Origin of the sequence: Eubacterium sp. SB2, assembly GCF_001244405.1 — a bacterium.
GTDB classification, from domain to species: Bacteria; Bacillota; Clostridia; order Lachnospirales; family Lachnospiraceae; genus Faecalicatena; species Faecalicatena contortus_B.
Window position 1 is genome coordinate 2,354,085 of sequence record NZ_LN865153.1, and the last position, 21,720, is coordinate 2,375,804.

Sequence of the window (21,720 nt, forward strand, 5' to 3'; positions counted from 1 at the left end):
GTTTTTGGGGAATGAGTTACTGAGTTACTATTCGCGGGGCCGATGAACGTAAAGATTATATCCCAAGAACTCCCAGCCAACAGGCTGGGAGTTCCCGAAGAAAATTATAAGTTTCTTTTTTCACCAAAATAGGGAACAGCCTACTTTTAAACTTTCCCTGTACCTTTGTACGAGACTCCGGCATTCCGCTTAGGCCACTGCCTTAAACCTCTTCTGCACGAACCAAATTTTTCATTTTTTTATTACCATAATCATAAGATTCCCTCAGCAGCGCCTCAAAGGAGTCTATTGGGCAGTCTGATGTGAGGCAATTTCCACAGGCCAGCATAAATCTGCCGTTTTTACGGACATATGTGTCTATCATAAATCTTACTTCTTCCCGAACTTCATCAGCCGTTCCAAATGGAATGGTCTTCTGTACATCAAATCCGGCCCAGATACAGATCTTATCACCATATAACTTTGCAATTCTTGCTTCTTCCATCGTATATTTCTGAATTGGATGAATCACATCCAAACCAATTTCAATGAAGTGCGGTAAAAATAATTCAATATTTCCACATGTATGTAACCAGAAATGCATGTCCAGAGAATGGGCCTTATCAAACAGCTGTTTATAATAGGGTTTAAAAAATTCAACAAAAATTTTCTCAGAAAAAAAAGGCCCTGTCTGTGTACCTATATCATCCGATGTGAATATAGCATCTGCATGAAGTTCATTTTTAGCCCTCTCCATAACCTGCATATAAAAATTTGTCAGCTTCTGAAATAATCTGTGTACTTCATCCGGATAAAAATAGAAATCCGTCAGCGCATTTTCCATTCCCCGCAATGACCACAGCCGTTCAAAAAAACAGTACCACCAGCAGGCGACTTTATACCTGGAGTCTTCCTTTCCTTTCTCCTTAAATATCCCCGGATATTTGGGGTCTGGAAAATGAGCAATAATCTCATCCAGCTCTTCCCAGTCTTCGATTAATATCTGCGCGTCATAGCTCGCTGATTTCTGTTTCTTTTGTTCTCTGTAAAGCCATTTGTACTCCGGATCATCTGCTGGTGCATCTGATACGTCCGGCATACATATTTGTATGCACTGCGCATCACAAGGGTACACTTCCATCAATTCTACCGCCCTTGCCTCATCTTTTCCCAATCTTTCTGCTGGGGTCCAGAAATCATAAATCATCGGAATCCTTTCATAGGCATTTTTACCTTCTATGATATGTTTTAATTGTTCTGCCGTAAACTCTTTGAATGCCATCTTTTGTGTCCTCCTTCCTGACTACCTGAAGATGTTTTCCAGTTAGTCAGCCCTATTACAAATCTTTTATCCACACTAAAAACGAACCTCTATTGTTTCGCCTTTCCGTAAAAAAATCTTTTGAAATCCACACAAACTTTTGTGCGGTATCCATTCATATTTTAATACTGTATAAGCAGTATCATATTCCCCCACATTGTGGACTTCAACATGGTTCTCATCCATCCATTTTTCCTGGATTTCAGAAAAGGTGAGGCCATAACCAAATTCATAAACTGGTTTCCCTTTATAAAATTTGTAAGTTCTATTATCCATTGAATAGTCTTTAAATAAAGGCAGGTCTTCTACAGACCGATAAAACGTGACCGGCAGTCTTCCACTGGGACTGACATGTCCATATAAAATGTCTGCAAATGCTCTTCCGCCTTCCGCTCCCGGATAGAAACACTGCAGCACTGCTGAGCATTCCCTGTCCTGATTGTATAAATTCAAACAACTTCCTGATACATTAACAAACACTATTTTTTTCCCGGTCTTTACAATTGCCTCATATAATTTTTTTTGGGGCGCCGGAAATTCCAGGTCTTTTTTGTCTCCAGATAAAAAGCCATTATACTCATCGCCTTCTTCTCCTTCCATATAAGGATTCAGGCCCATAACCAAAACCACCACATCTGATTTCTGTGCAGCTATTATCGCTTCTCTCATTGGTTTCTCAGCCCACTCACGAACAGCATCATCATACAACTCACAGCCTCTGGCATACAGCACCTGTCCTTTCGCATTCTCCTGTATCCCTCTCAAAATTGTCGTATAATATGAAGGTGTTCCATTATAATTCCCCAATAAAACGGATACATCATCTGCATTCGGACCAATCACTGCAATTCTAACATCCTCTTTCAGCGGCAGTATGCCATCGTTTTTTAATAACACGATGCTTTCCTGAGCCATTTTCCGATTTAACTCTCTATGTTTTCCACATTCCACAACTTCATAAGGTATCTTATCATACTCACAATCTGTATCAAACATTCCCAGACGATATCTGGCTGTAAAAAGACGAACCACAGACTCTGTGATAGTTTCTTCTGATACCAATCCCATTGTTGCCGCTGTCTTCAACCATTTATAAGCGTTTCCGCAATTTAGGTCACAGCCATTATTAACCGCCATCGCAGCACTCTCCGCTTCATTTTTAGTTGCCTTATGATATTTGTTAATGTCACAGATTGCACCGCAATCTGATACAACATAGCCATCGAAATGCAATTCCTGGCGGAGAATTTCCCGGAGCATTTTCTTACCGGCACTGCAAAGATCACCATTTACACTATTATAGGCTCCCATCACCGCAGAAGGGTCTGCATTATCTATGCAATATTTGAAAGCCCACAAATAAGTTTCATACAAATCCTTCTGCGTTACTTCCGCATTAAAACCATGTCTTTGGTCTTCCGGACCGCTGTGAACTGCATAGTGCTTAATCGTAGCATCTACTTTTCGATATCTGCCATTTCCCTGTAACCCCTGAATAAATGCAACTGCCATCCTCCCTGTCAAATATGGATCTTCGCCATATGTTTCCTGCCCCCTGCCCCAGCGCGGATCCCTGAAAATATTTATATTCGGCGACCACATCGTCAGGCCCTGATAAATTTCTGTTTCTCCAAACTTCTTATATTCATTATATTTTGCCCTGGCTTCATCTGATATAGCATCTGCCACCGCATACATTAACTCCGTATTAAAGCTGGATGCCATGCCAATTGCCTGCGGAAACACGGTTGCTCTTCCTGATCTTGCCACACCATGCAAGCACTCATTCCACCAGTTATATGCGGGAATTCCAAGTCGTTCGATAGGCAGTGCATCGTACCGCATCTGCGCCATTTTCTCAGCAAATGTCATTTTGGATACCAATAGTTTCGCTCGTTCTCTATCATTCATACTAATCTCCTAAATTGAAATACTTACAATAAACTTCATATACATCCTGTTGTATCAGTTGTTCCGGATTCTCCATAATGTAAATTATTGACGGATACTCGGGCTTCCAACAAGAAATAACTTTTTCTAAAAATTCTGTCGCTGTACCAATTTGGGGATTGTCAGTATGGCAATAATGAGGAATTATTACAACCTTCCCTCCAAAAAATTCATAGATTTTATTCATATCCGATGAATATTGTGAGGCGAAATTTATAGAGCGAATATTTTTATTTTTCATAATCTTGTCAAAATATTCTTCTTTTGTAGTACAACTATGCAGCATAATACCACCAAATTCTTCTGATATTTTATTATTATAAGTAACACCGAATTCCTCATATATATCCGGAGAAATCATACCCATTGTATCATCAGCAAGATATATGCCCTTTTCTTTCGGTGCCCAAATAAACGGCCAGGAAAGAGGCACAATATTTTCACTAATCTTATACATTTCATGGATATACTCAATTTCTACTTCGGTTATAATTTCCAATGCTTTATGAACAGCATCCGATTCTTCCAGCAACGAACAATAAAAATCTTCTGTCTCCCACATCATATCCAAAACGCCCAATGGATTCTGAATATCACCCACCCGAATTGGAATCTCTCCCCGGGTTTTATCGGCCATATATTTCAATATCTCAATTTGCCGGCCAATTACCCCCGTCTTAATATCATTCACTTTTAATTTGTACACATCCTCCGGCGAAAAAATAATCGGGCCTTCCAAATAAGTATGTCCATCAGCAAAAACCCGTTCTTCTCCGCCAAAAAGACACGGCAATATATGTGTGCCAAACATGCAGTCCATTACTCCCACATTATCTGTTCTTCCGGCATTTAAAGCTTCGTATTTCTGATAACGGTTTTGATATATTTGCTCAATACTTTTATTCACGCTCAGGCTCTGATAACGAAATGCCGGCTCTTCCAAAACAAATCCCGGTCTATTTACCTCCACCATATTCCAAATGTCTTTTAAAAAGTCTTTTCCTTTCATATAGCTACTCACCTCTTCTATTCAGCGGTAAAAATACAGACACAACAGTCCCCATATCTTTTTTACTATTTATTTTGACACCCGCCTTTTCCCCATATAATAACGCCAATCTTTGCTGCACATTTGCAAGGCCAATTGACATATGTTTTTCTTTCGACATGTTCTTACGGTACAATATATCTTCTATTTGTTCCTTATTCATCCCACATCCGTTATCAAATACATCTACTATAATCTGGCCATAATTAATTTTGCCTCTGATTATAAGTTTTTTTTCATCTTCCATTCCAGAGAAACCGTGTTCTATAGCATTTTCTACTATTGGAAGTATAATATGTTTTGGTATGTACTCATAATACAAGTCTTCTTCAACCTTTTCGTCTAAAGATAACTGATTTCCAAATCTATAAAACTGTATCTTCATATAGTTATCGATAGCATCTAATTCCTTTTCGAACGGTATTATTTCATTTTTTTCCAAAGAAAACCTCATCAATTTTCCAAATGCCTGTGAAACCTCATCAATTTCATTCTCTCCATGCATCTGTGCTAACCAGTGGATGGTATCTAATGTATTATAAAAAAAATGAGGGTTAATCTGCATTTGCAGCATTTTTATTTGAGCCTCCTGCTTTAATTTTTCTTCCTGTAAGTTTCTTTCTACTAATCGGCCCATATCTAAAATCATCTGATTATAGCATCTGCGTAAATTACCAATCTCATCATTATATTTAGCAGAGATGGTCATATCAAAATTCCCCCTGGAAAATTCTTTCATTGAATATTCCAAATCAATAATAGGTTTTGATATAGTACGGGACATGGCAATGCTTATAATCACCATTAAAACAACCAATACCAGGAATAGGCCTATTGCAAGCCATCGAATCAAAACAAGATCCAAATTAATTTTATCTATATTTTGTATACATAAAAGTGACCAATCATTGTTCGTTAATGGATAAATATATCTTTTATTATTCTCTATCGGAATTTGTATGCCGTTTATTTCATTTCCATCCTCATTCAATAAATAGCACATTCCAACACCCTGCATTTCAAAATCATCCAAAATATCATAAAAATACGCTTTATCTACATATACAGCCATTACTCCTATTGGGTTTTGATACTCTAAGTTATTGAGTTCTTTATAAATAGGGATAACTTCACCTTCTAACACTTCGTCCCATACATTGGCTCCCTTTTTTTCTTCAATTCGCCCATATGGGAAAACATCTGTGTATTCTTGTAAAGCACTCTTCACAATCACGCGGTCTTGCCTTAATGTCTCAATTTTAACCTCACGGAATTCATTTATTTGAACACCTAACTTTATAACCCTATCCTTAACGCCCTGCTCTGTTTTTATTTTTTCCATACCACGAAGATTATTATTATTTAACTTTTCTATATTTTTTTGTATTTCTTCATCAACCGATATTTGATATATGACATTTGTCAAACGCTCTATTTTAGCATCCAGGTTATTGGTCACTTGCTTTAATGTATTTTCTGTAGACACCCGCTCATCTTTTTTTATAATATTTTCCGCAGTAATATAAAATGATAAAGTTATAATAGTGGTTGGAATCAATACGAAACCAATCAAAACAGCTATTAACTTTTTTTGTATCGGCATATTACCAAACCAATTTTTTATCTTTTGTTTACTACTCATAATCTCACATCATCATTTCCGGAATATACAAAGTCTAATATGCTTATTTTTTTAGTATCCGCCATAGTTCTTCTATATTCCAAAGGAGTTTTCCCAAACATTTTTTTAAATTGTTTACTAAAATATCGTTGATCAGATATTCCCACTTTGTCACAAATTTCAAAAATCCTGTATTCTGTCTGTGAAATTAGTTCAGCAGCTTTTATCATCCGCATCATATTTAGTAAAAAAGTAAAATTGTATGATGTTTCCTTTTTTATTAACCGACTGCAATATGCCGCAGAAATATGTGCATATTCTGCACATTGCTGCAGTGTAATATCATTCATGTAATTTTGTTCTAAAAACAGTATAATTGACTGTATGATTTTATTCCCCTGTTGTTCTGATACGGTTTTATATTCATTTTGGGACTGCTCATAAAGTTGATATCCTGATTCAGACTGCAGCTGAATAATTGCACGTTGTACTGTATGTAAGATTTCATTCACATTGGCAGGCTTCATAAGATATTCAAAAGCGTGATAACGAATGGCTTCTTTTGCATATGAGAATTTTTCATAGCCTGTTAGCAATATAACTTTACATTTATACTTCTTTTCATCTATAAATTTGGCCAGTTCCAGCCCTGAAAATCCAGGCATGCAAATGTCAGCCAGTATTACATCCGGACAGTCTTCTGCAATAATTTGCAAGGCCACTGTACCACTTGACACACATTTCACCTTCTCAATCCCAATGGATTTCCAGTCAACTTCCATTAGGCCTTGTCTGATTATTTTTTCATCATCTGCAATTAAAAGTTTCATCCCCCGCCACCTGATCTTTCTTCACAATTATATACTCGGACATCTGCCTGCAATCGTGGCTTCTTCTTTATGATTTTCTGGGCGCACTCACCCTTTTACAGCTCCGGCCACCATACTGTCAACTATTTTATCATGAAAGACCGTGTACAACAATATTGCCGGAATAACTGTTATAATAATTGCAGCCATCATACCAACATGATCCGTGCCATACTGTCCTTTAAATTCTGTTAATCCAACCGTTAAAGGCATCAGGTTTTTATCATTCAGGAAAATTTGTGCAAAAAGCAATTCATTCCACACATTTACAAAAGTAATAACTGTAACCGTAACTGTACCGGAACGCACTAATGGAAAAATAATGCTTAAAAATGCTTTTGGCAAGGAACATCCATCTATGATGGCCGATTCCTCTAATTCCCTTGGGACACCGGAAAAGAAACCGCTCATTATAAATACTCCCATTGCAAGGCCAAAAACTACATTAGGGATAATTACCGCAAGATAGGTATTTAAAATTCCCATTTTTATAAATATTGAATATAATGGAATAATCGCACTATAAGCCGGCAGCATCATCCCAAGCATAAACAAGCTCAATACAACTTTTGACATTTTCCATTTTAGTCTAACGATTCCATATGCCGCTGATACTGACAAAGCAACAGTAATAAGCACAGATGCACCAGTAATAATAACTGAATTCAGGAAGTAACGGCCAATAGCTCCTTCCGTTAATGCCTTCATATAATTATCTAATGTAAGCGCCGTGGATACTCCCCATGGATTAGCATATAATTCCTGCTGAGTCTTTAGTGAGCTTAAAATCATCCATATAAGGGGATATAAACATGTCAATAAAAATATGATCAAAATCAAATAAATTAAGATTCTCCCTATTTTCCTCACTCATCCACACCTCTTTTCGTACGAAATACCATCTTTACCAATGCTGCTGCTATCAGGCAAAGAACGAGTAATACCACAGAAATTGTACTGGAATATCCAAATTTCAGTGTTTTAAACCCTGTATAATACATATAAGTCGTTAATACTTCACTTGCATGATTTGGACCGCCCATGGTTGTTACAGCTATTAAATCATATAACTTCAATGAACCAGAAATAATTAATATAGAATCGATTGCCAATACAGGCTTTATCAATGGAAACGTAATACAACGGAATTTCTGCCACTCCGTGACCCCGTCTATCTTTGCAGCTTCATACAAATTACCGTCCACTTCCCGCATGGCTGCAATTTGGATTAACATATGGTAACCCACAAATTGCCACATTGTAACAACTATTAAAGCTGGAATTACGGTTTTTTCATCTGCTAACCAATTATGTATCCAATGTTCTAACCCCAGAAATTCTAATAATGAATTGAGTAAACCAAATTCCGGATTATAAATAAATTTCCAGAGAAGGCCAATTGCAGTTCCACAAATAACACTTGGCATGAAATAAACACATTGAAATAGGCGGCTCTTCACTATATTTTGCGTCAAAATCTGTGCTAAAACCAACGCAAATCCCATATGCGCTACATAACAGCCATAGACAAATTTCAAGTTATTCCCCAATGCTTTTATAAAAAAATGATCTTGAAACAGTTGTTTATAATTATTTAAGCCGACAAAATTCTTTACTTCCATCAAATTAGTCTGAAAAAGACTAAGATAAAGATTATAAAATATTGGTATTAGACCAAATATAATATATAAAATCAATGCCGGAGCAACAAATAAAATAATATATCTCTTTTTTCTTAATATTTTATCCATATACTCTCCTCTTCCTACAATGTGGCTGTCTCACAGACAGCCACATTGTAATTACTTTCTTTAACTATTCGACAGCATTTGCTGCATATTCCTGCAATGCTTTTAATTGTTCTTTAACATCATTTCCGCCTGCAATTGATACTGCAATATTGTTATATTCTTCTCCCGTAGCACCAAAAATCAAACTCAACGGAAGTGTTGTTGTTAAATCCGGAAGCTTTTCTAAAATTTTCTTTGTAAGATCGTCTACTGCCGCTTCGTCATATTTTGCTTCTGATACAGGTATCGCACCAATTTCTGCCACCAGTCTTCCCTGCACATCCGGATCTGTTAATCTCTTTAAAAATGCACATGCGGCTTCTTTATTTTTGCATGTTTCACTAATCGCGTAAATTTTATCTGTCTGAGACAATGTAACATTCTGATTTTCGGCATTTACAGCCGGCAAAATAAATGCTCCGACTTTTGAAATATCTCCGCCAAAACTATCCATAATTGCTGATGTATCCCATGTTCCCATCGGATACATGGCGGCTTTTCCACTTAAAAATAATTCGCGGCTGCCATTATAATCTAATCCTAAAAATCCATCGTTATAAATACCGGAATTTCCTATATCCTGAAACAATTCCCCTGCCTCTGCAAATCTTTCATCTTCCCAATTTATTTTTCCATCAACCATATCATCTGTCAGCGCTTTGCCGTAAAGCCCATTGGCCAATAGATTCATATGGAATCCCGCTATCCAGCCCTCCTGACCGCCAATTGCAACCGGAACTATATCATTCTGTTCTAAAGTCTTAGTTATCTCAATAAATTCATCCCATGTTTCAGGCTCTGAAAGTCCCAAGTCAGAAAAAATCCCTTTATTATAGTACACTACATATAGTGATTGTGTGGATGGAAGCGCATATATCTGATCATCAAATGTTGTGCCATCTAACATTCCTGCATAAAAGCGGTCCTTCCATTCAGGGTCTTTTTCCATTGCTTCACTTATTGAATACACTTTTCCATTTTCAACATATGGTTGAAGCCATCCTGATGTCCATGAAAAGAAAATGTCTCCAGCCTCATTTTGGGTCATTAATGTTGGTAATTTAGTCTTATACTGTTCATTTTCATACCATTCAATTTGGATTTCCGCATTATACTCATTTGTGTTATTAAACTCCTCTGCCAGATCTTCCATTAAATCGACATATGCCTGCTCACTGGAGGTCCCAACACCCATCAACGTCAGCACTTGTTTTTCTTCACTGCCGCCCTCAGTTTTGTTTTCTTCTGTTTTTTTTTCTCCTCCACATCCTGTCATAACACCTGCCGCTAACATTGAAATCACCAAAACAACAGATACCCATCTCTTTTTCATATGATCCTCTCTCCTTTTCTATAATTTCTATACTTAGATATTATTAAAAATCTCCAACTCTTTCTACTACCTTTCATGACAAAAATGTGTATTTTTTTTACTTTCCGTATCATCTGTTAAATATTTTGCACATTTATGTCAAAAATAAGCATTATGTTTCACCTCTATTTTATCTATAATGTTAAATAGATGTTGTGGGGCCCATGAATGCCCAAAAACATAAAATGAACAGCAGAAAGGAATTTACTTATGCAGACCTCTAAAGAATGTGTTCTTCGCGCAATTGAGCAAAAATGTCCGGACAGAATCCCTATTTGCTTATCAATTGATTCTGCCCCCTATAACCAAAAAATAGCACAGGAACTTCCGCCAGAAGAAGAAGGTGATATCATTTCTATTTATGGGGATGATCCTGATTTCAAACCGCTAAAGCATGGGTATTCCCAATGGGGATATAAATTAGAATCATTCGGAGAAACGATGGGAGAAGTTCGCAATCCCCCACTTGGACGTTGGGATAATTTTGAACATTGGAAAGCAAATTTACCAGATTTCACATCAAATAGCCGATATCGTGAATCTCATATAATGAGAAAAAAATACCCGGATAAATTTTTGATTGGCGGTTTAAGTATGATGATGATGGAGATCATCAATCTGCGCGGTTATGCGAATTGTATGATGGATTATTATGATGAGGAAGCCAATTTGAACCAATTAATTGACTGTATCTATGATGCAGGCAAAAAAATGGTTGACGGATATGCCAATGCCGGACTTGATGCGGTGATCGCATGGGAAGATTGGGGACTTCAAAATGGCCCTATGATATCGTACGATTTATGGAAGGATTTTTATTATGAGCGTATGAAAGATTTTGTAAACTATGTACACGGTAAAAACATGAAATACATATTACATTCTTGCGGGCATATTATTTATCTTCTAGATACATTTATAGAAATGGGAATTGATGTTATTCAATTGGATCAGCAAATGAATATGGGGCTTGATATCCTTAGCCAGTGGAAAAATAAAATCTGTTTCTGGTGTCCAATAGATATTCAATCCAGTCCTGCCATGACCCCTGAACAAATGAAAGAATATACTGCTAAGATGATACAAGCGCTCAGTTCAAAAAAAGGTGGATTTATGTACAAAATTTATTCACAGCCAGCCGCTATACATATATCCCCCAAGCAATTGCAATATGAAATATCACTGATGAAAAATGTCCTGTAAATATCTCATGCTGCTATTTATCACATAGAAAGATAAGGGCTGCTACGTAAAGGCAAGCCCTATCTTTCTTTCTTATCTTGTTTCAGATGTGGCAGAGTAACAGTTCAGTTTTCCCCTCCTACTCCCAGCTATCCCACTTGTCTGCGAGGTTGTTGATTTGGTTTTCGAATTTGGCCTTGTCTTTGTTTGCGATGCCTTGATTTCTGTAAATAACATCCAGAAGCCTCTTGGCTGCCGCAAGCAGTCTTTCGAATGCTGCGTCCGCCTTCTTCTGGGTTGGTTTCTTCGCCTTGACTGGGATTTTGACGCCCTCGTCCAGAATTTCGTTGGTTAACAGGTCGACTGCACAGCTCGGGAATGGCGCCCAGGTTGGATGCCCCAGCTTCTCCTGTATCGTTTCTGCAAATTCTTCTGTTACTTTGTCTGAACCATGTACGACAAAAACTCTCTCCAGAGGTGTTTTGAATCCTCCCAGCCAGTCCAGAAGGCCATTCATATCAGCATGGCCGCTGACCCCGTGAAGACTTTCTATCCGGGCACGTACTTCGATAGGCTCACCAAATATCTTGACATTCTTGTCTCCATCCAGCAGCCTTCTTCCCAGCGTGCCATTTGCCTGATATCCTACAAATAAAATCGTGCACTCCGGCCTCCACAGATTGTGCTTAAGATGATGTCTGATGCGGCCGGCATCGCACATGCCGGAAGCAGATATGATCACTTTTGGCTTTTCGATAAAATTGATCATTTTTGAATCTTCGCTGGTGGTCGAGGTCTTCAGCCCAGGGAATACCAAAGGATTGATTCCTTCATTTACCAGCTTGATTGCATCCTCATCAAAGCATTCCCGCATGTTTTTTGTAAATACTTTTGTCGCCTCAATGGCCAGCGGACTGTCCAAATAAACCTCAAAATCCGGGTATTCTTTCAGCAGATTCTGTTCTTTAATCTCACGGATAAAATACAACATCTCCTGTGTTCTGCCGACTGCAAAGGAGGGAATGACCACATTGCCGCCGCGCTCAAAAGTCTCCCGCAGCACCTTTGTAAAGTCCTTCAGATAATCGATCTTTTCTGCAGAATGGACGCGGTTCCCATAGGTGGACTCAATCACCACATAGTCGGCTGACTCGGTATAACTTGGGTCTTTAATAATCGGCTGATTTGTATTGCCCACATCTCCGGAAAATACAATCTTCTTTGTAGTACCGTCTTCCGCAACCCATACTTCGATGCTCGCAGATCCCAGCAGATGCCCCACGTCTGTAAAACGTACTTCAATGCCATCACAGATCCGGATACGTTCCTGATATTGGCAGGGTACAATCAGTTCTATCGCATCCAGCGCATCCTGAAGCATATAGATGGGTTCATACACCGGCTGCCCTGCACGCCTGCCCTTTCTGTTGCGCCATTCCGCCTCAAATTCCTGAATATGCGCACTGTCACGAAGCATAATGTTACACAGATCGGCCGTTGCATAAGTTGTGATAATCTGGCCTTTAAACCCATTTTTCGTAAGTAAAGGCAGCATTCCCGAATGATCAATATGCGCATGGGTTAAAAACACATAGTCGATATCCGTCTCCGGAATCGGAAGCCCCGGATTCTCATACAGATCCGGGCCCTGTTCCATGCCACAGTCAATCAGAATGTTCTTACCTGCCGCCTGCAGCAGATGACAGCTTCCCGTCACTTCATGGGCTGCTCCAATAAATGTCAGTTTCATAAGCTTCACCAACCCTTTTCTTTTCATTGTATCATCTTTTGCTCAAAACTAGTACCTCATATAATAAATAATAATTAACTGCCACTTAAGCCGACCTAAATTTCCGATAGCACTGCTGATAGCACTGCTCCTCAAGCCTCGCGTAGTCCGCTTTGCCTGCGTTTGTGGAGCAGCACTCTCGAAAATTTATCTCAGCTTAAGTTGCAGTTACATATTTTATGATGTACTAGTAGTCCGTACTTATGGAAAGTGGATGGGGTAGAAAGCGGTACTTAACAGTTCAGGCAAGCCTGAACTGTTACAGCGGTACACCTTTTGGAGCTGGTTTCGTTGTCAGTTATATTTCTATATTAAACTTTTCCTTTATCAATGGTTCTATTTCTTCCAATTGCTCACTGATTTTTTCTATAACAACGCCTTTTGTTGTTACCTCTTTATACATATCGTCTCTTATCGACCGATACCCACCGTCGATTCTTAGGTTAAAGACTCTGTGGGCACAGAATAAAGACTCTTCTTTAGTCGATTTATAGTAGTTTAAGAAGTTGAAGTCTGTGTCAAAGCATGCGATGTCGGATATGACCACTTCAATTCTTTCGGTCTGAGGTGCTTTCCCCGGTTCGACTTCTTGTTTGATGCGGGTTTTGCGATGGATTGCTAACCAGCCTCTCATGCAGGGAACGACACGGAATGACTCATCTCCAAAGGTCTGCCATTCTTCGGTTTCGATGTTTAGCGCGCCTGACGGCATTGGCCCGCCAAGACCGACGTCACAAAAGTATTCTATACCGTCCAGCTTTACCAGGGTTCCCCTGTGGTCAACCGGCCATCTCAGGTCATTTTTCCCCAGTAAAACCCTTGTAAAACATGGCCTTGCATCATATCCAAGGCTGACCACCAGACGGTAAAATAAGCCGTTTAACTCCAGGCAGTAACCGCCTCTTGTTCCCTGGATAATTTTCTGGAACAAATAGTCGCCATCCAGGCATACTTCCTTATGAAAGTCGTAGCTGTCTAGATTTTCAAATGCGATCGTGCACTGATGGCGATAGATCAGCTCGTCTAATACTTCTCTGGTAGGTTCCTTCACCGGAGGCATTCCTATACGGTCCAGATATTGATTGATTTGTTCGGGAGAAAATTTTTTGATTATATCTCTTACTTCTTCCATATTCTGATACCAATCCTTTCTCTTCTATTTCTCTTTTATTATAAATGGTCGTTCCCCATTTATTTTCTTCCTCAGCTATCCAGCCCTACAGCAGCAGATACATCAGGATCAGGATCATCCCGATCCCCGCCAGCTGCAGCCCATAAGAAAGGCTGTAGCGGATCATATCCCGGCTTTCCTTCCTCTCCAGCGCCCGGATTCCCAGCTTCCTCCGGTATGACACATTCTCCTCCTGCCTCTTTAAGTACATCGCACCTTGATCCAGCAGCTTCCCGATGGCTGTGTCCACTTTCGGCAGCGACCCCGTACGGTAGGGGATCTTCCGGTCCTTAAACAGCGTCTTCCTAAGCAGCACCACCAGCCCGTCTACCAGCGAATCCCCGATCCGGCACACAAAGATCCCGATAAACGGCAGCACCCGCTGGATCAGCGGACGGTACACCAGGTTCTCCAGATCCAGCCATTTCGGCCAGGCGTCCACATAGGTGCTGGTGTTTCCCTCCCGCTTGCGCAGAAACACCGTCCGGATCACCAGCAGGTACACCAGGGCCCCGATGGCGATCGAGACTAGGCCCCCTTTTAAGCACTCCATGCTGAAGAAATGGGGGATATGCGCCTCCCCTTCCATCCGCATAAAGCCCTGGGCCGCACCTGCCAGCGCTTCCATCGTTTTCACCGGCGTCATCCCCAGGATCGGCAAGACCACCGCGCTTACGCCAATCGCAAACATGCTCTGCTTATTGATATAATGTTTCCCCATGCCGTCAAATTCCGCCTGCCTTGCCGGGTCTGCATTCTTCTCCCAGAACACCGACACATACAGCTTCAGCATATACGCCACCGTCAGCCCCCCGCTGATCAGGAACATCCATTCCACAAACACGAACACCGGGGCCTTGGAATACTCGATGATGCTCTCATGGAGCAGGGTCTTGCTGATATACCCGTTCCAGAACGGGATGCCCCCGATCCCTAAGGCCCCCATCAGAAAGGCCAGGTTTAAGAACGGTTTCTTACGCCCGAATCCACGGATCTCATTCAGGTTCAGCTGGTGCGTGTTCATAAACACTACGCCCGCCGCCATGAATAACACCAGCTTGATCAGGGAGTGGTTCATCATGTGCAGGAAGGTCCCGTGCACCGCCAGCCCGTTTTCCTCCCCCAGCAGGCACTGCATCCCCGTCCCCACCAGGATAAACCCGATCTGGGACATGGACGAGCACGCCAGGGTGCGTTTTAAATCCACGGAAAAGACCGCCAGCACCGCGCCCCCAAACATGGTCACCACGCCCAGGGCCAGGATCAGGCTGCCCCATTTTTCGTCCCCGTAGAACATGTAGCAGCTGATCACCAGGATCCCGTATACCCCCGCCTTGGTCAGGATACCGGACAGCAGAGCGGAAGCCGGCGCAGGCGCTACCGGGTGGGCCTTGGGCAGCCAGATATGGAGCGGGAAGGCGCCCGCCTTTGCCCCGAACCCGAACAGCATGCAGCCCCCGGCTATATAAAGCAGCCTTTTATCCGGGTAACTTTGGCAGGCCTCATAGAGCGCCCCGATCTCCAGCGTCCCCACGGACGTGTAGAGCAGAAACAGCCCCATCAGCAGCACCATGCCCCCGATCACCGCCACTGCCAGGTAGGTCTGGGCGGCCCTTAAGGATTCCTTCCTCTCATCCTGTGCAACCCACACGTAGGACGTAAAGGACATCACCTCAAAAAACAGAAACGTGGTATATAAATCCGCGGACAGGAAGACCCCCACGGTGGCCCCCAGGGTCACCAGCTGGAACAGGTAATACCGGTTCCGGTTCCGGTAATGCCGGAAGTACTCCCGCGAAAACACAATGGTCATCATCCACATGAACCCGGCCACCACCGCGTAGATCCCCCGGAAACCGTCCATACTGAAATGCAGGCCCATCCCGCAGATCCCCTCCAGGATGCCCTCGCTCCCCTGCAGGCGCAGTGCCCCATAGAGCAGCAGCAGGAATTCCGTAATGACGATGAAATCCGCAAAGTAATTCCGCCCCTCCCTGGATTTCCTCCCGATCAGATAGGTCAGCAGCGCCCCGGCCATGGGATAAAACACCGGGACTGCCAGTTGGATTCCATTCATGCGTGCCACCTCCTAAAATACCTCATTCTCAACCTCCTGTAATCCACCGGTTACTGCTTCCTCAAATTCACCGGTTACCGTCTTTCTAAACCAAACAACTATGCCTGCTTTACAGCCTCTGACAGGAAGAAAAGCAGATTACTTCCATAGGAAACCGGCGGCTTTTCACAAAAGCCCTCCGGTTATCCCCTCTAATACACCCCCGTCACAACCTTCGTCAGGAACTCCGTAAGCGGCGTGCTGTACAGCCCGAACCCGATGATCGCCAGGGAGAACAGCATCAGGGGCAGCACCATCTGCCAGCTGGGATCCTTCACCCCCGCCAGGGCCTTCTCGTCAAACCCTTTCTCCGGGAAGAAGCCCCGTACCACAATGGTCATCATATAGATGGCCGTCAAAAGCGCCGACACCAGCAGGCACCCCACTCCGATCCAGGCCAGGTGGTTCCCGCTTTCCAAGGCCCCCTTTGCCAGGTACCATTTACTGATGAACCCGCAGCCCCCGGGCACCCCCATCATCCCGATAGCCGACACCGTAAAGGCCCCGTACACCCAGGGCATTTTCCGCCCGAAGCCGTCCATCTCATAGATATAGTGCTTGTGGGTCTGGTGCATGATAGACCCGGCGCAGAAAAAGGCGCTGATCTTCATGACCGCATGGAACACCATATGACATAGCGCGCCTAACAGGCCCGCCGGCGTCATGATCGTGGCCCCAAAGATGATGTAGGACAGGTTGCTCACCGTGGAGAAGGCCAGCCGCCGTTTCATGTGCGTCTCCTTCACGCCCATGCTGCAGCCGAACACCACCGTGAACATGGCCAGGGCCATCACCACGTTCTGCGCCCAGGTCCCCCGCAGAAGCTCCGTGCCAAAGCAGTAATAGGTCAGCCGGATCACGGCAAACGCCCCCGCCTTTACCACTGCCACCGCATGCAGCAGCGCGGTCACCGGCGTAGGCGCCACGCCCGCATCCGGAAGCCAGGAATAGAAAGGGAACATGGCCGCCTTGATGCTGAAGCCTAAAAACGCCACCACATAGAGCAGCAGCACCAGGTCCAGCCCAAGGCCTGCCGTATGCCCCTGAAGGATCCCCCCCAGGGTGAACCCGCCGGGGCCCCCGTAGCGGACCAAAAAGACCAGCCCCATAAAGCCCAGGGCCGCCCCTCCAATGGAGAAGTAAATATATTTCCTGGTTGCAAGGACCGCTTCCCGGGTAAAGGTATGGAGCACCAGCGGGATGGTCACCAGGGTCAGCATCTCGTAAAAGAAATACATGGTCACGATGTTGGCCGAAAAGGCAATGCCCAGGGTCACCCCATAGGTCATGGTATAAAACATAAAGAACGGCTGCTCCCGCTCTTCCGTGGACATATACTCAAAGGAATACAAGGTGGCAATGGGCCACAGGACCGAGATCAGCCCCGCAAACACCATGCTCATCCCGTCGATTTTCAAAGCAAAGGACACCTTCTCTGAAAACTGCAGCAGCACCAGTTCCCCCGGCCGGTTAAACAAAAGCAGGAGAACAAGGGCCGAAGTCAGCAGGACCACGGCTTCGATATAGACTTCCATGTGCGCGCGTTTCCGAAACGGAATGAGCGGAATGAAGACCGCTGTCACGATCGGAAAAACCACGGCTATGATTAAAAACGTTTCGTTCATGTCCCCACCCCCCTTATACGACCGCTGCCGCTATGTTTCCAAGAAATGTAATCAGGCTGCCCGGGAACACGCCCATGAGCAGCGCCCCTGCGGCCAGGATGAAAAGGGGCACCACCATCTTAAGCGAAGGCTCCCGTTTCTTCATTGCCTGGTAGTTGTAATCTTTGCCGGGCAGAAACCCGTCGATGGTAACCGGAAGCAGGTACCCCGCCGTGAGCAGCGCGCTCACAAGCAGCACCACCGGCCCCAGCCAGGAGAAGGTCCTGACCCCGCTCTCCAAAAGCCCTTCCGCCAGATACCATTTGCTGATAAATCCGCTGGCCGGAGGGATCCCGATTAAGGCCAGGGACACAAAGGTATAGCACCACAGCGTCACGGGCATCTCTTTCCCGATCCCCCGAAGCTGGTCCACCCTGGTATATCCCGTCTGGTAAATGACCGCCCCCGCGCTTAAGAAAAGAGCCGTCTTAATCAATGCATGGAATAACACATGCAGGAGGGACCCGGTCAGGGCCACGGGATTTAAGATGGCCATGCCCAGCATAATATAAGAAGCCTGGCTCACGGACGAGTAGGCCAGCCGCTTCTTAAACACCGGCTCTTTAAAGGCCAGCATGGAGCCCAGGAAGATGGTAATGAGCGCCAGCACCAGCCAGGTATACTGCACCCAGCTCCCCCGCAGAAACTCCGCCCCCGCAATGTAATACACCGAGCGCAGCACCGCCAGGACCCCGCCCTTTACAATGATGGCCGAGAGCACGGCCGAAGCCGGGGCCGGCGCCACCGGATGGGCCGTGGGCAGCCACGCCTGCATAGGGAACATACCGGCCTTCACGCCGAACCCCAGGATCATGAAGAACAGCCCCAGGTGCAGGATGGTCCCGTTTTGGGCCAGCACCGCCGGGTCCATCACGCCCCCGGGCAGGAAATCCATGCTGGTTCCAAAGTGGTAAAACACAAAGACCCCGAACAGCGCCATATAGGCCCCGCACATGGAGTAAAAAAGATATTTCAGCCCCGCCATGACCGCCTCGTGGCTCTGGGTATGCAGAACCAGGGGCATGGACACCAGGGTCATCATTTCAAAAAACAGATAGATGGTCACCAGGTTTCCCGCAAGGCTTAAGCCCTGCAGCGCACATAATGTCAGCAGGTAAAAGCCCCAGAACCGCCGCTTATGGTGTTCATGGTGCAGGTATTCCACCGAAAAGATGCCCCCCAGCAGCCAGATCAAGGCAATAAACCCCAGGAAAAAAGCGCCCAGATGATCCAGCCGGAAAGTGATGTCCAGGCCCTTGGTCAGGGTCAGCAAGGTCAGCTCTGCCACGCTCCCACTGCCGTAGGAAACCAGCAGCAGGGCCACTGACACTACGGTCAGGGCCAGGGCTGCCACCGCCGCCCGGGACATCTTTTTCTCCTCCATTTTTTTGGCAGGGAGCACCAGGAAAAGAAGCCCTGCCGCTGCCGGTATAAAGATTGAACATAGAATCCACGCCTGTGTGTACATATTTCCTCCTATCCGCCTCAGAGCACCTTCGGAAACTTTCCTGTCCCCAGCTTTACGGCTGGTTTTCCGCCAGCGCTCTCTTCTCAAAATTTCCGCCGGTCACTGCACTCCAAAGGCAGTACCCCCCTTATCCAAAGATCTCCAGCCCCTGTCTGACCACCTGCATCACGGGCGCCGTACAGATGCCCAAAAACAGCGTCAGGGCCACGCCTCCCGCAATGGCCGCCTTAAACTGCCAGGGATTTCCGGTTGTCTGCTCCTTCATCCCTGCCGCTTTTTCCTCTGCAGTCAGCGGAGTATACAGGATCAGGACCACTCTCATAAAATAAATCGCATTGAGCACCGTGCTCACCGCCAGCGCCGCCAGCACCGCTGCCGCATAGGCCGGCCGTTCCAGGGACGCCTCCGCAAACATCAGCTTGCTGACAAACCCGCCGAACCCCGGGATACCCACCATGGACAGCGAGCCGGCCACGAAGCCCGCCCCCGCCACCTTATTGCGGAACCCGGCCCCACGAAGCCCCTGGATATCCGCGTTCCCCGCAGACACCTTGATCAGGCCGAAGGCCGCCACAAACACCAGGGATTTTGCCGCCGCATGGGCGAAGATATGATAAAGCCCTGCTGAAGTCCCCGCCGCAGTCCCCAGGCCGATGCCCATGAAAATATAACCAATCTGTGCCACGGAGGAATAGGCAACCATCCTCCGCAGGTTCTTCTGCCGCACCGCATCCAGGGACCCCAGCACCATGCCGATGATCCCGAATACAAACAGCACATTGATGATCTCGCTTCCTGCAAACACTTCCGCCCCCGTCACCCGATAGATGACCTTCACCAGCAGGAAGATATAGCCTTTGGATACGATACTGGAAAGCATGGCCGATGAGGACGCCGTGGCATTCCCATAGGCATTGGGCAGCCACGCATGGAAGGGCCACAGGGCGCTCTTAATGGCAAGCCCCACGCTCACAAGACCGATGGTCACGATCAGCGGCACCCGGTATTCCCCGGTCTGCCACAGCAGCAGGATGCTCTCCTTAATGTTGCTCAGGAGCAGGTGCCCGGTCATATCGTAGAAGAAGCTGATGCCAAGCAGCAAAAGCCCCGAGCCCATGAGGCTCATGATCATATAGCGCACCCCCGCCGCAATGGTCAGGTCATTGAATTTCCCCAGGATCAGCCCGCAGGCCGCAATGGTACTGATCTCCACAAACACATAGGCGGTAAAGAAGTCATTGGTGTATACCAGCGCCAGGTTGGACGCCAGCATCAGATCCGCCATGATATAGTAAAAATTCGCCTTATCCGCTTCCAGATCCCTGCGTGCCTCTTCCATGCCGCCCCACAATGCCAGCAGCATGATCACGCAGAACAACAGCGCCATGGCCGCCTCCAGCATGCCTGCACGCAGTTCGTTTCCCCAGGGCGCCGGGAAGTGGCCCATCACATACACATAACTCTCCCCCGTCCCCATCAAAAACGCCAGCAGGAAGGCGGACATCACCCCCACCGCCCCCGTCATGCACAGGCTGAGCCGCCGGGCCGCTTTCCCTTTCAGCGCGGACGTAATGATTGCCGCAAACATGGCGGCTAAAATCGAAAAACAGGGCACATTCTGTACAAAACTCATTCTTCCTTCTCCCTTATCTTGAGCGATATCTTATCCAGGTCCAACGTGTGGTATCTCTGATACAGGCAGATGGTCAGCGCCAGCAGCAGCGCCGTCACCGACACCGACACCACGATCCCCGTCAGCACAAGCCCGCTGGGCACCGGGTTGATGTAGGCGTCCACGCTTTGCACCCCGTCCACGATGATGGGCGCTTTGAGCCCCTTGATGTACCCCTTTACCGCGAGGAAAAGGTACACCGCCGTATCCATAATGTTCAGGCCGATGATCTTTTTGATCAGGTTCTTATGCAGGAACAGGTCCGTAAACCCGATCCCAAACAAAATGACCGCCACCACCTCTATGAAATTTGCCGTTAAATGGCTTCCCATCTTACAGCCCCCCTCTCCGGAACAATGCATAAAATGCATAGATTGTACATGCCACCTCTGTCCCCACGCAGATATTGATGGGCAGGATGATCCCCCCGCTTAAAATAGCACCGGGCTCTCCCAGCGGGAAGAGGTGTTCCAGCCCGTTTGCCCCCGTATAGAAAAAATGCAGGGCGATCAGGCCGTAGAGCAGCAGCGCCGTCACCTTCACGATCACATAGATCTTTTCATTGAAGAACCTCTGGGTCCTGGGAAACCCGAAAGACGCCGCATAAAGGATCATCCCCGCGCCGATCACCGCGCCCCCTGAGAACCCGCCCCCCGGTGACAGGTGCCCGTTTAAGATGATATAGATCCCAAATAAAAAAATCACCGG

General features: G+C 45.2%; 17 protein-coding genes. 1 reads left to right on the forward strand and 16 read right to left on the reverse strand.

What is annotated here, in order from left to right:
* Positions 1–202: 202 nt before the first annotated feature.
* The 8 genes from BN1938_RS22775 to BN1938_RS22810 all read right to left on the reverse strand — a co-directional run bounded on the left by BN1938_RS22775 (position 203) and on the right by BN1938_RS22810 (position 9,911).
* Complete coding sequence (locus BN1938_RS22775) at positions 203–1,261, reverse strand: uroporphyrinogen decarboxylase family protein (protein ID WP_050642670.1); 1,059 nt, start codon at positions 1,259–1,261, stop codon at positions 203–205.
* Between the two features lie 75 nt (positions 1,262–1,336).
* Complete coding sequence (locus tag BN1938_RS22780) at positions 1,337–3,211, reverse strand: glycoside hydrolase family 3 C-terminal domain-containing protein (protein WP_050642671.1); 1,875 nt, start codon at positions 3,209–3,211, stop codon at positions 1,337–1,339.
* Position 3,212: 1 nt separating this feature from the next.
* Entirely contained in the window at positions 3,213–4,259 is a 1,047-nt protein-coding gene (locus BN1938_RS22785; RefSeq protein ID WP_050642672.1) for a uroporphyrinogen decarboxylase family protein, read from the reverse strand.
* 4 nt (positions 4,260–4,263) lie between these two features.
* A complete protein-coding gene (locus tag BN1938_RS22790; protein ID WP_050642673.1) occupies positions 4,264–5,940 on the reverse strand; it encodes a sensor histidine kinase in 1,677 nt (558 codons plus the stop codon).
* Entirely contained in the window at positions 5,937–6,749 is an 813-nt protein-coding gene (locus tag BN1938_RS22795; protein ID WP_050642674.1) for a response regulator transcription factor, read from the reverse strand. The genes BN1938_RS22790 and BN1938_RS22795 overlap by 4 nt, the downstream gene beginning before the upstream one ends.
* An 87-nt stretch (positions 6,750–6,836) precedes the next feature.
* The gene (locus BN1938_RS22800; RefSeq protein WP_050642675.1) at positions 6,837–7,658 is read right to left on the reverse strand and encodes a carbohydrate ABC transporter permease; all 822 of its coding nucleotides are present in this window, start codon (positions 7,656–7,658) and stop codon (positions 6,837–6,839) included.
* A complete protein-coding gene (locus BN1938_RS22805) occupies positions 7,655–8,539 on the reverse strand; it encodes a carbohydrate ABC transporter permease (protein WP_050642676.1) in 885 nt (294 codons plus the stop codon). The genes BN1938_RS22800 and BN1938_RS22805 overlap by 4 nt, the downstream gene beginning before the upstream one ends.
* Positions 8,540–8,603: 64 nt before the next feature.
* Positions 8,604–9,911, reverse strand: a complete 1,308-nt coding sequence (locus BN1938_RS22810; protein WP_050642677.1) for an ABC transporter substrate-binding protein — start codon at positions 9,909–9,911, stop codon at positions 8,604–8,606.
* 249 nt (positions 9,912–10,160) lie between these two features.
* On the opposite strand from BN1938_RS22810, the gene BN1938_RS22815 reads away from it, so the two are divergent.
* Entirely contained in the window at positions 10,161–11,153 is a 993-nt protein-coding gene (locus tag BN1938_RS22815) for a uroporphyrinogen decarboxylase family protein (protein WP_050642678.1), read from the forward strand.
* Between the two features lie 118 nt (positions 11,154–11,271).
* On the opposite strand, the gene BN1938_RS22820 is transcribed toward BN1938_RS22815, so the two are convergent.
* From BN1938_RS22820 to BN1938_RS22855, 8 genes are all read right to left on the reverse strand, one after another.
* Positions 11,272–12,882 (reverse strand): MBL fold metallo-hydrolase RNA specificity domain-containing protein, encoded by a 1,611-nt coding sequence (locus tag BN1938_RS22820; RefSeq protein ID WP_050642816.1) that lies wholly within the window; start codon positions 12,880–12,882, stop codon positions 11,272–11,274.
* A 337-nt stretch (positions 12,883–13,219) separates the two neighbouring features.
* Positions 13,220–14,053 (reverse strand): arylamine N-acetyltransferase family protein, encoded by an 834-nt coding sequence (locus BN1938_RS22825; protein ID WP_050642679.1) that lies wholly within the window; start codon positions 14,051–14,053, stop codon positions 13,220–13,222.
* 85 nt (positions 14,054–14,138) lie between these two features.
* Positions 14,139–16,169, reverse strand: coding sequence for a complex I subunit 5 family protein (locus BN1938_RS22830; RefSeq protein WP_050642680.1), 2,031 nt, complete (start codon positions 16,167–16,169; stop codon positions 14,139–14,141).
* A gap of 191 nt (positions 16,170–16,360) precedes the next feature.
* Positions 16,361–17,833: a complex I subunit 5 family protein gene (locus BN1938_RS22835; protein ID WP_050642681.1), complete on the reverse strand. Its 1,473-nt coding sequence runs from the start codon at positions 17,831–17,833 to the stop codon at positions 16,361–16,363.
* 13 nt (positions 17,834–17,846) lie between these two features.
* Positions 17,847–19,340 carry a complex I subunit 5 family protein gene (locus BN1938_RS22840; RefSeq protein ID WP_050642682.1) on the reverse strand — a complete coding sequence of 498 codons (1,494 nt, stop codon included), beginning with the start codon at positions 19,338–19,340 and terminating at the stop codon, positions 17,847–17,849.
* Positions 19,341–19,467: 127 nt separating this feature from the next.
* Positions 19,468–20,973 (reverse strand): complex I subunit 5 family protein, encoded by a 1,506-nt coding sequence (locus tag BN1938_RS22845; RefSeq protein WP_050642683.1) that lies wholly within the window; start codon positions 20,971–20,973, stop codon positions 19,468–19,470.
* On the reverse strand, positions 20,970–21,344 hold the full coding sequence (locus tag BN1938_RS22850) for a sodium:proton antiporter (RefSeq protein WP_050642684.1): 375 nt from the start codon (positions 21,342–21,344) through the stop codon (positions 20,970–20,972). The genes BN1938_RS22845 and BN1938_RS22850 overlap by 4 nt, the downstream gene beginning before the upstream one ends.
* Position 21,345: 1 nt before the next feature.
* Positions 21,346–21,720: MnhB domain-containing protein (locus tag BN1938_RS22855; protein WP_187376339.1), on the reverse strand; the 375-nt coding region annotated here is incomplete at its 5' end.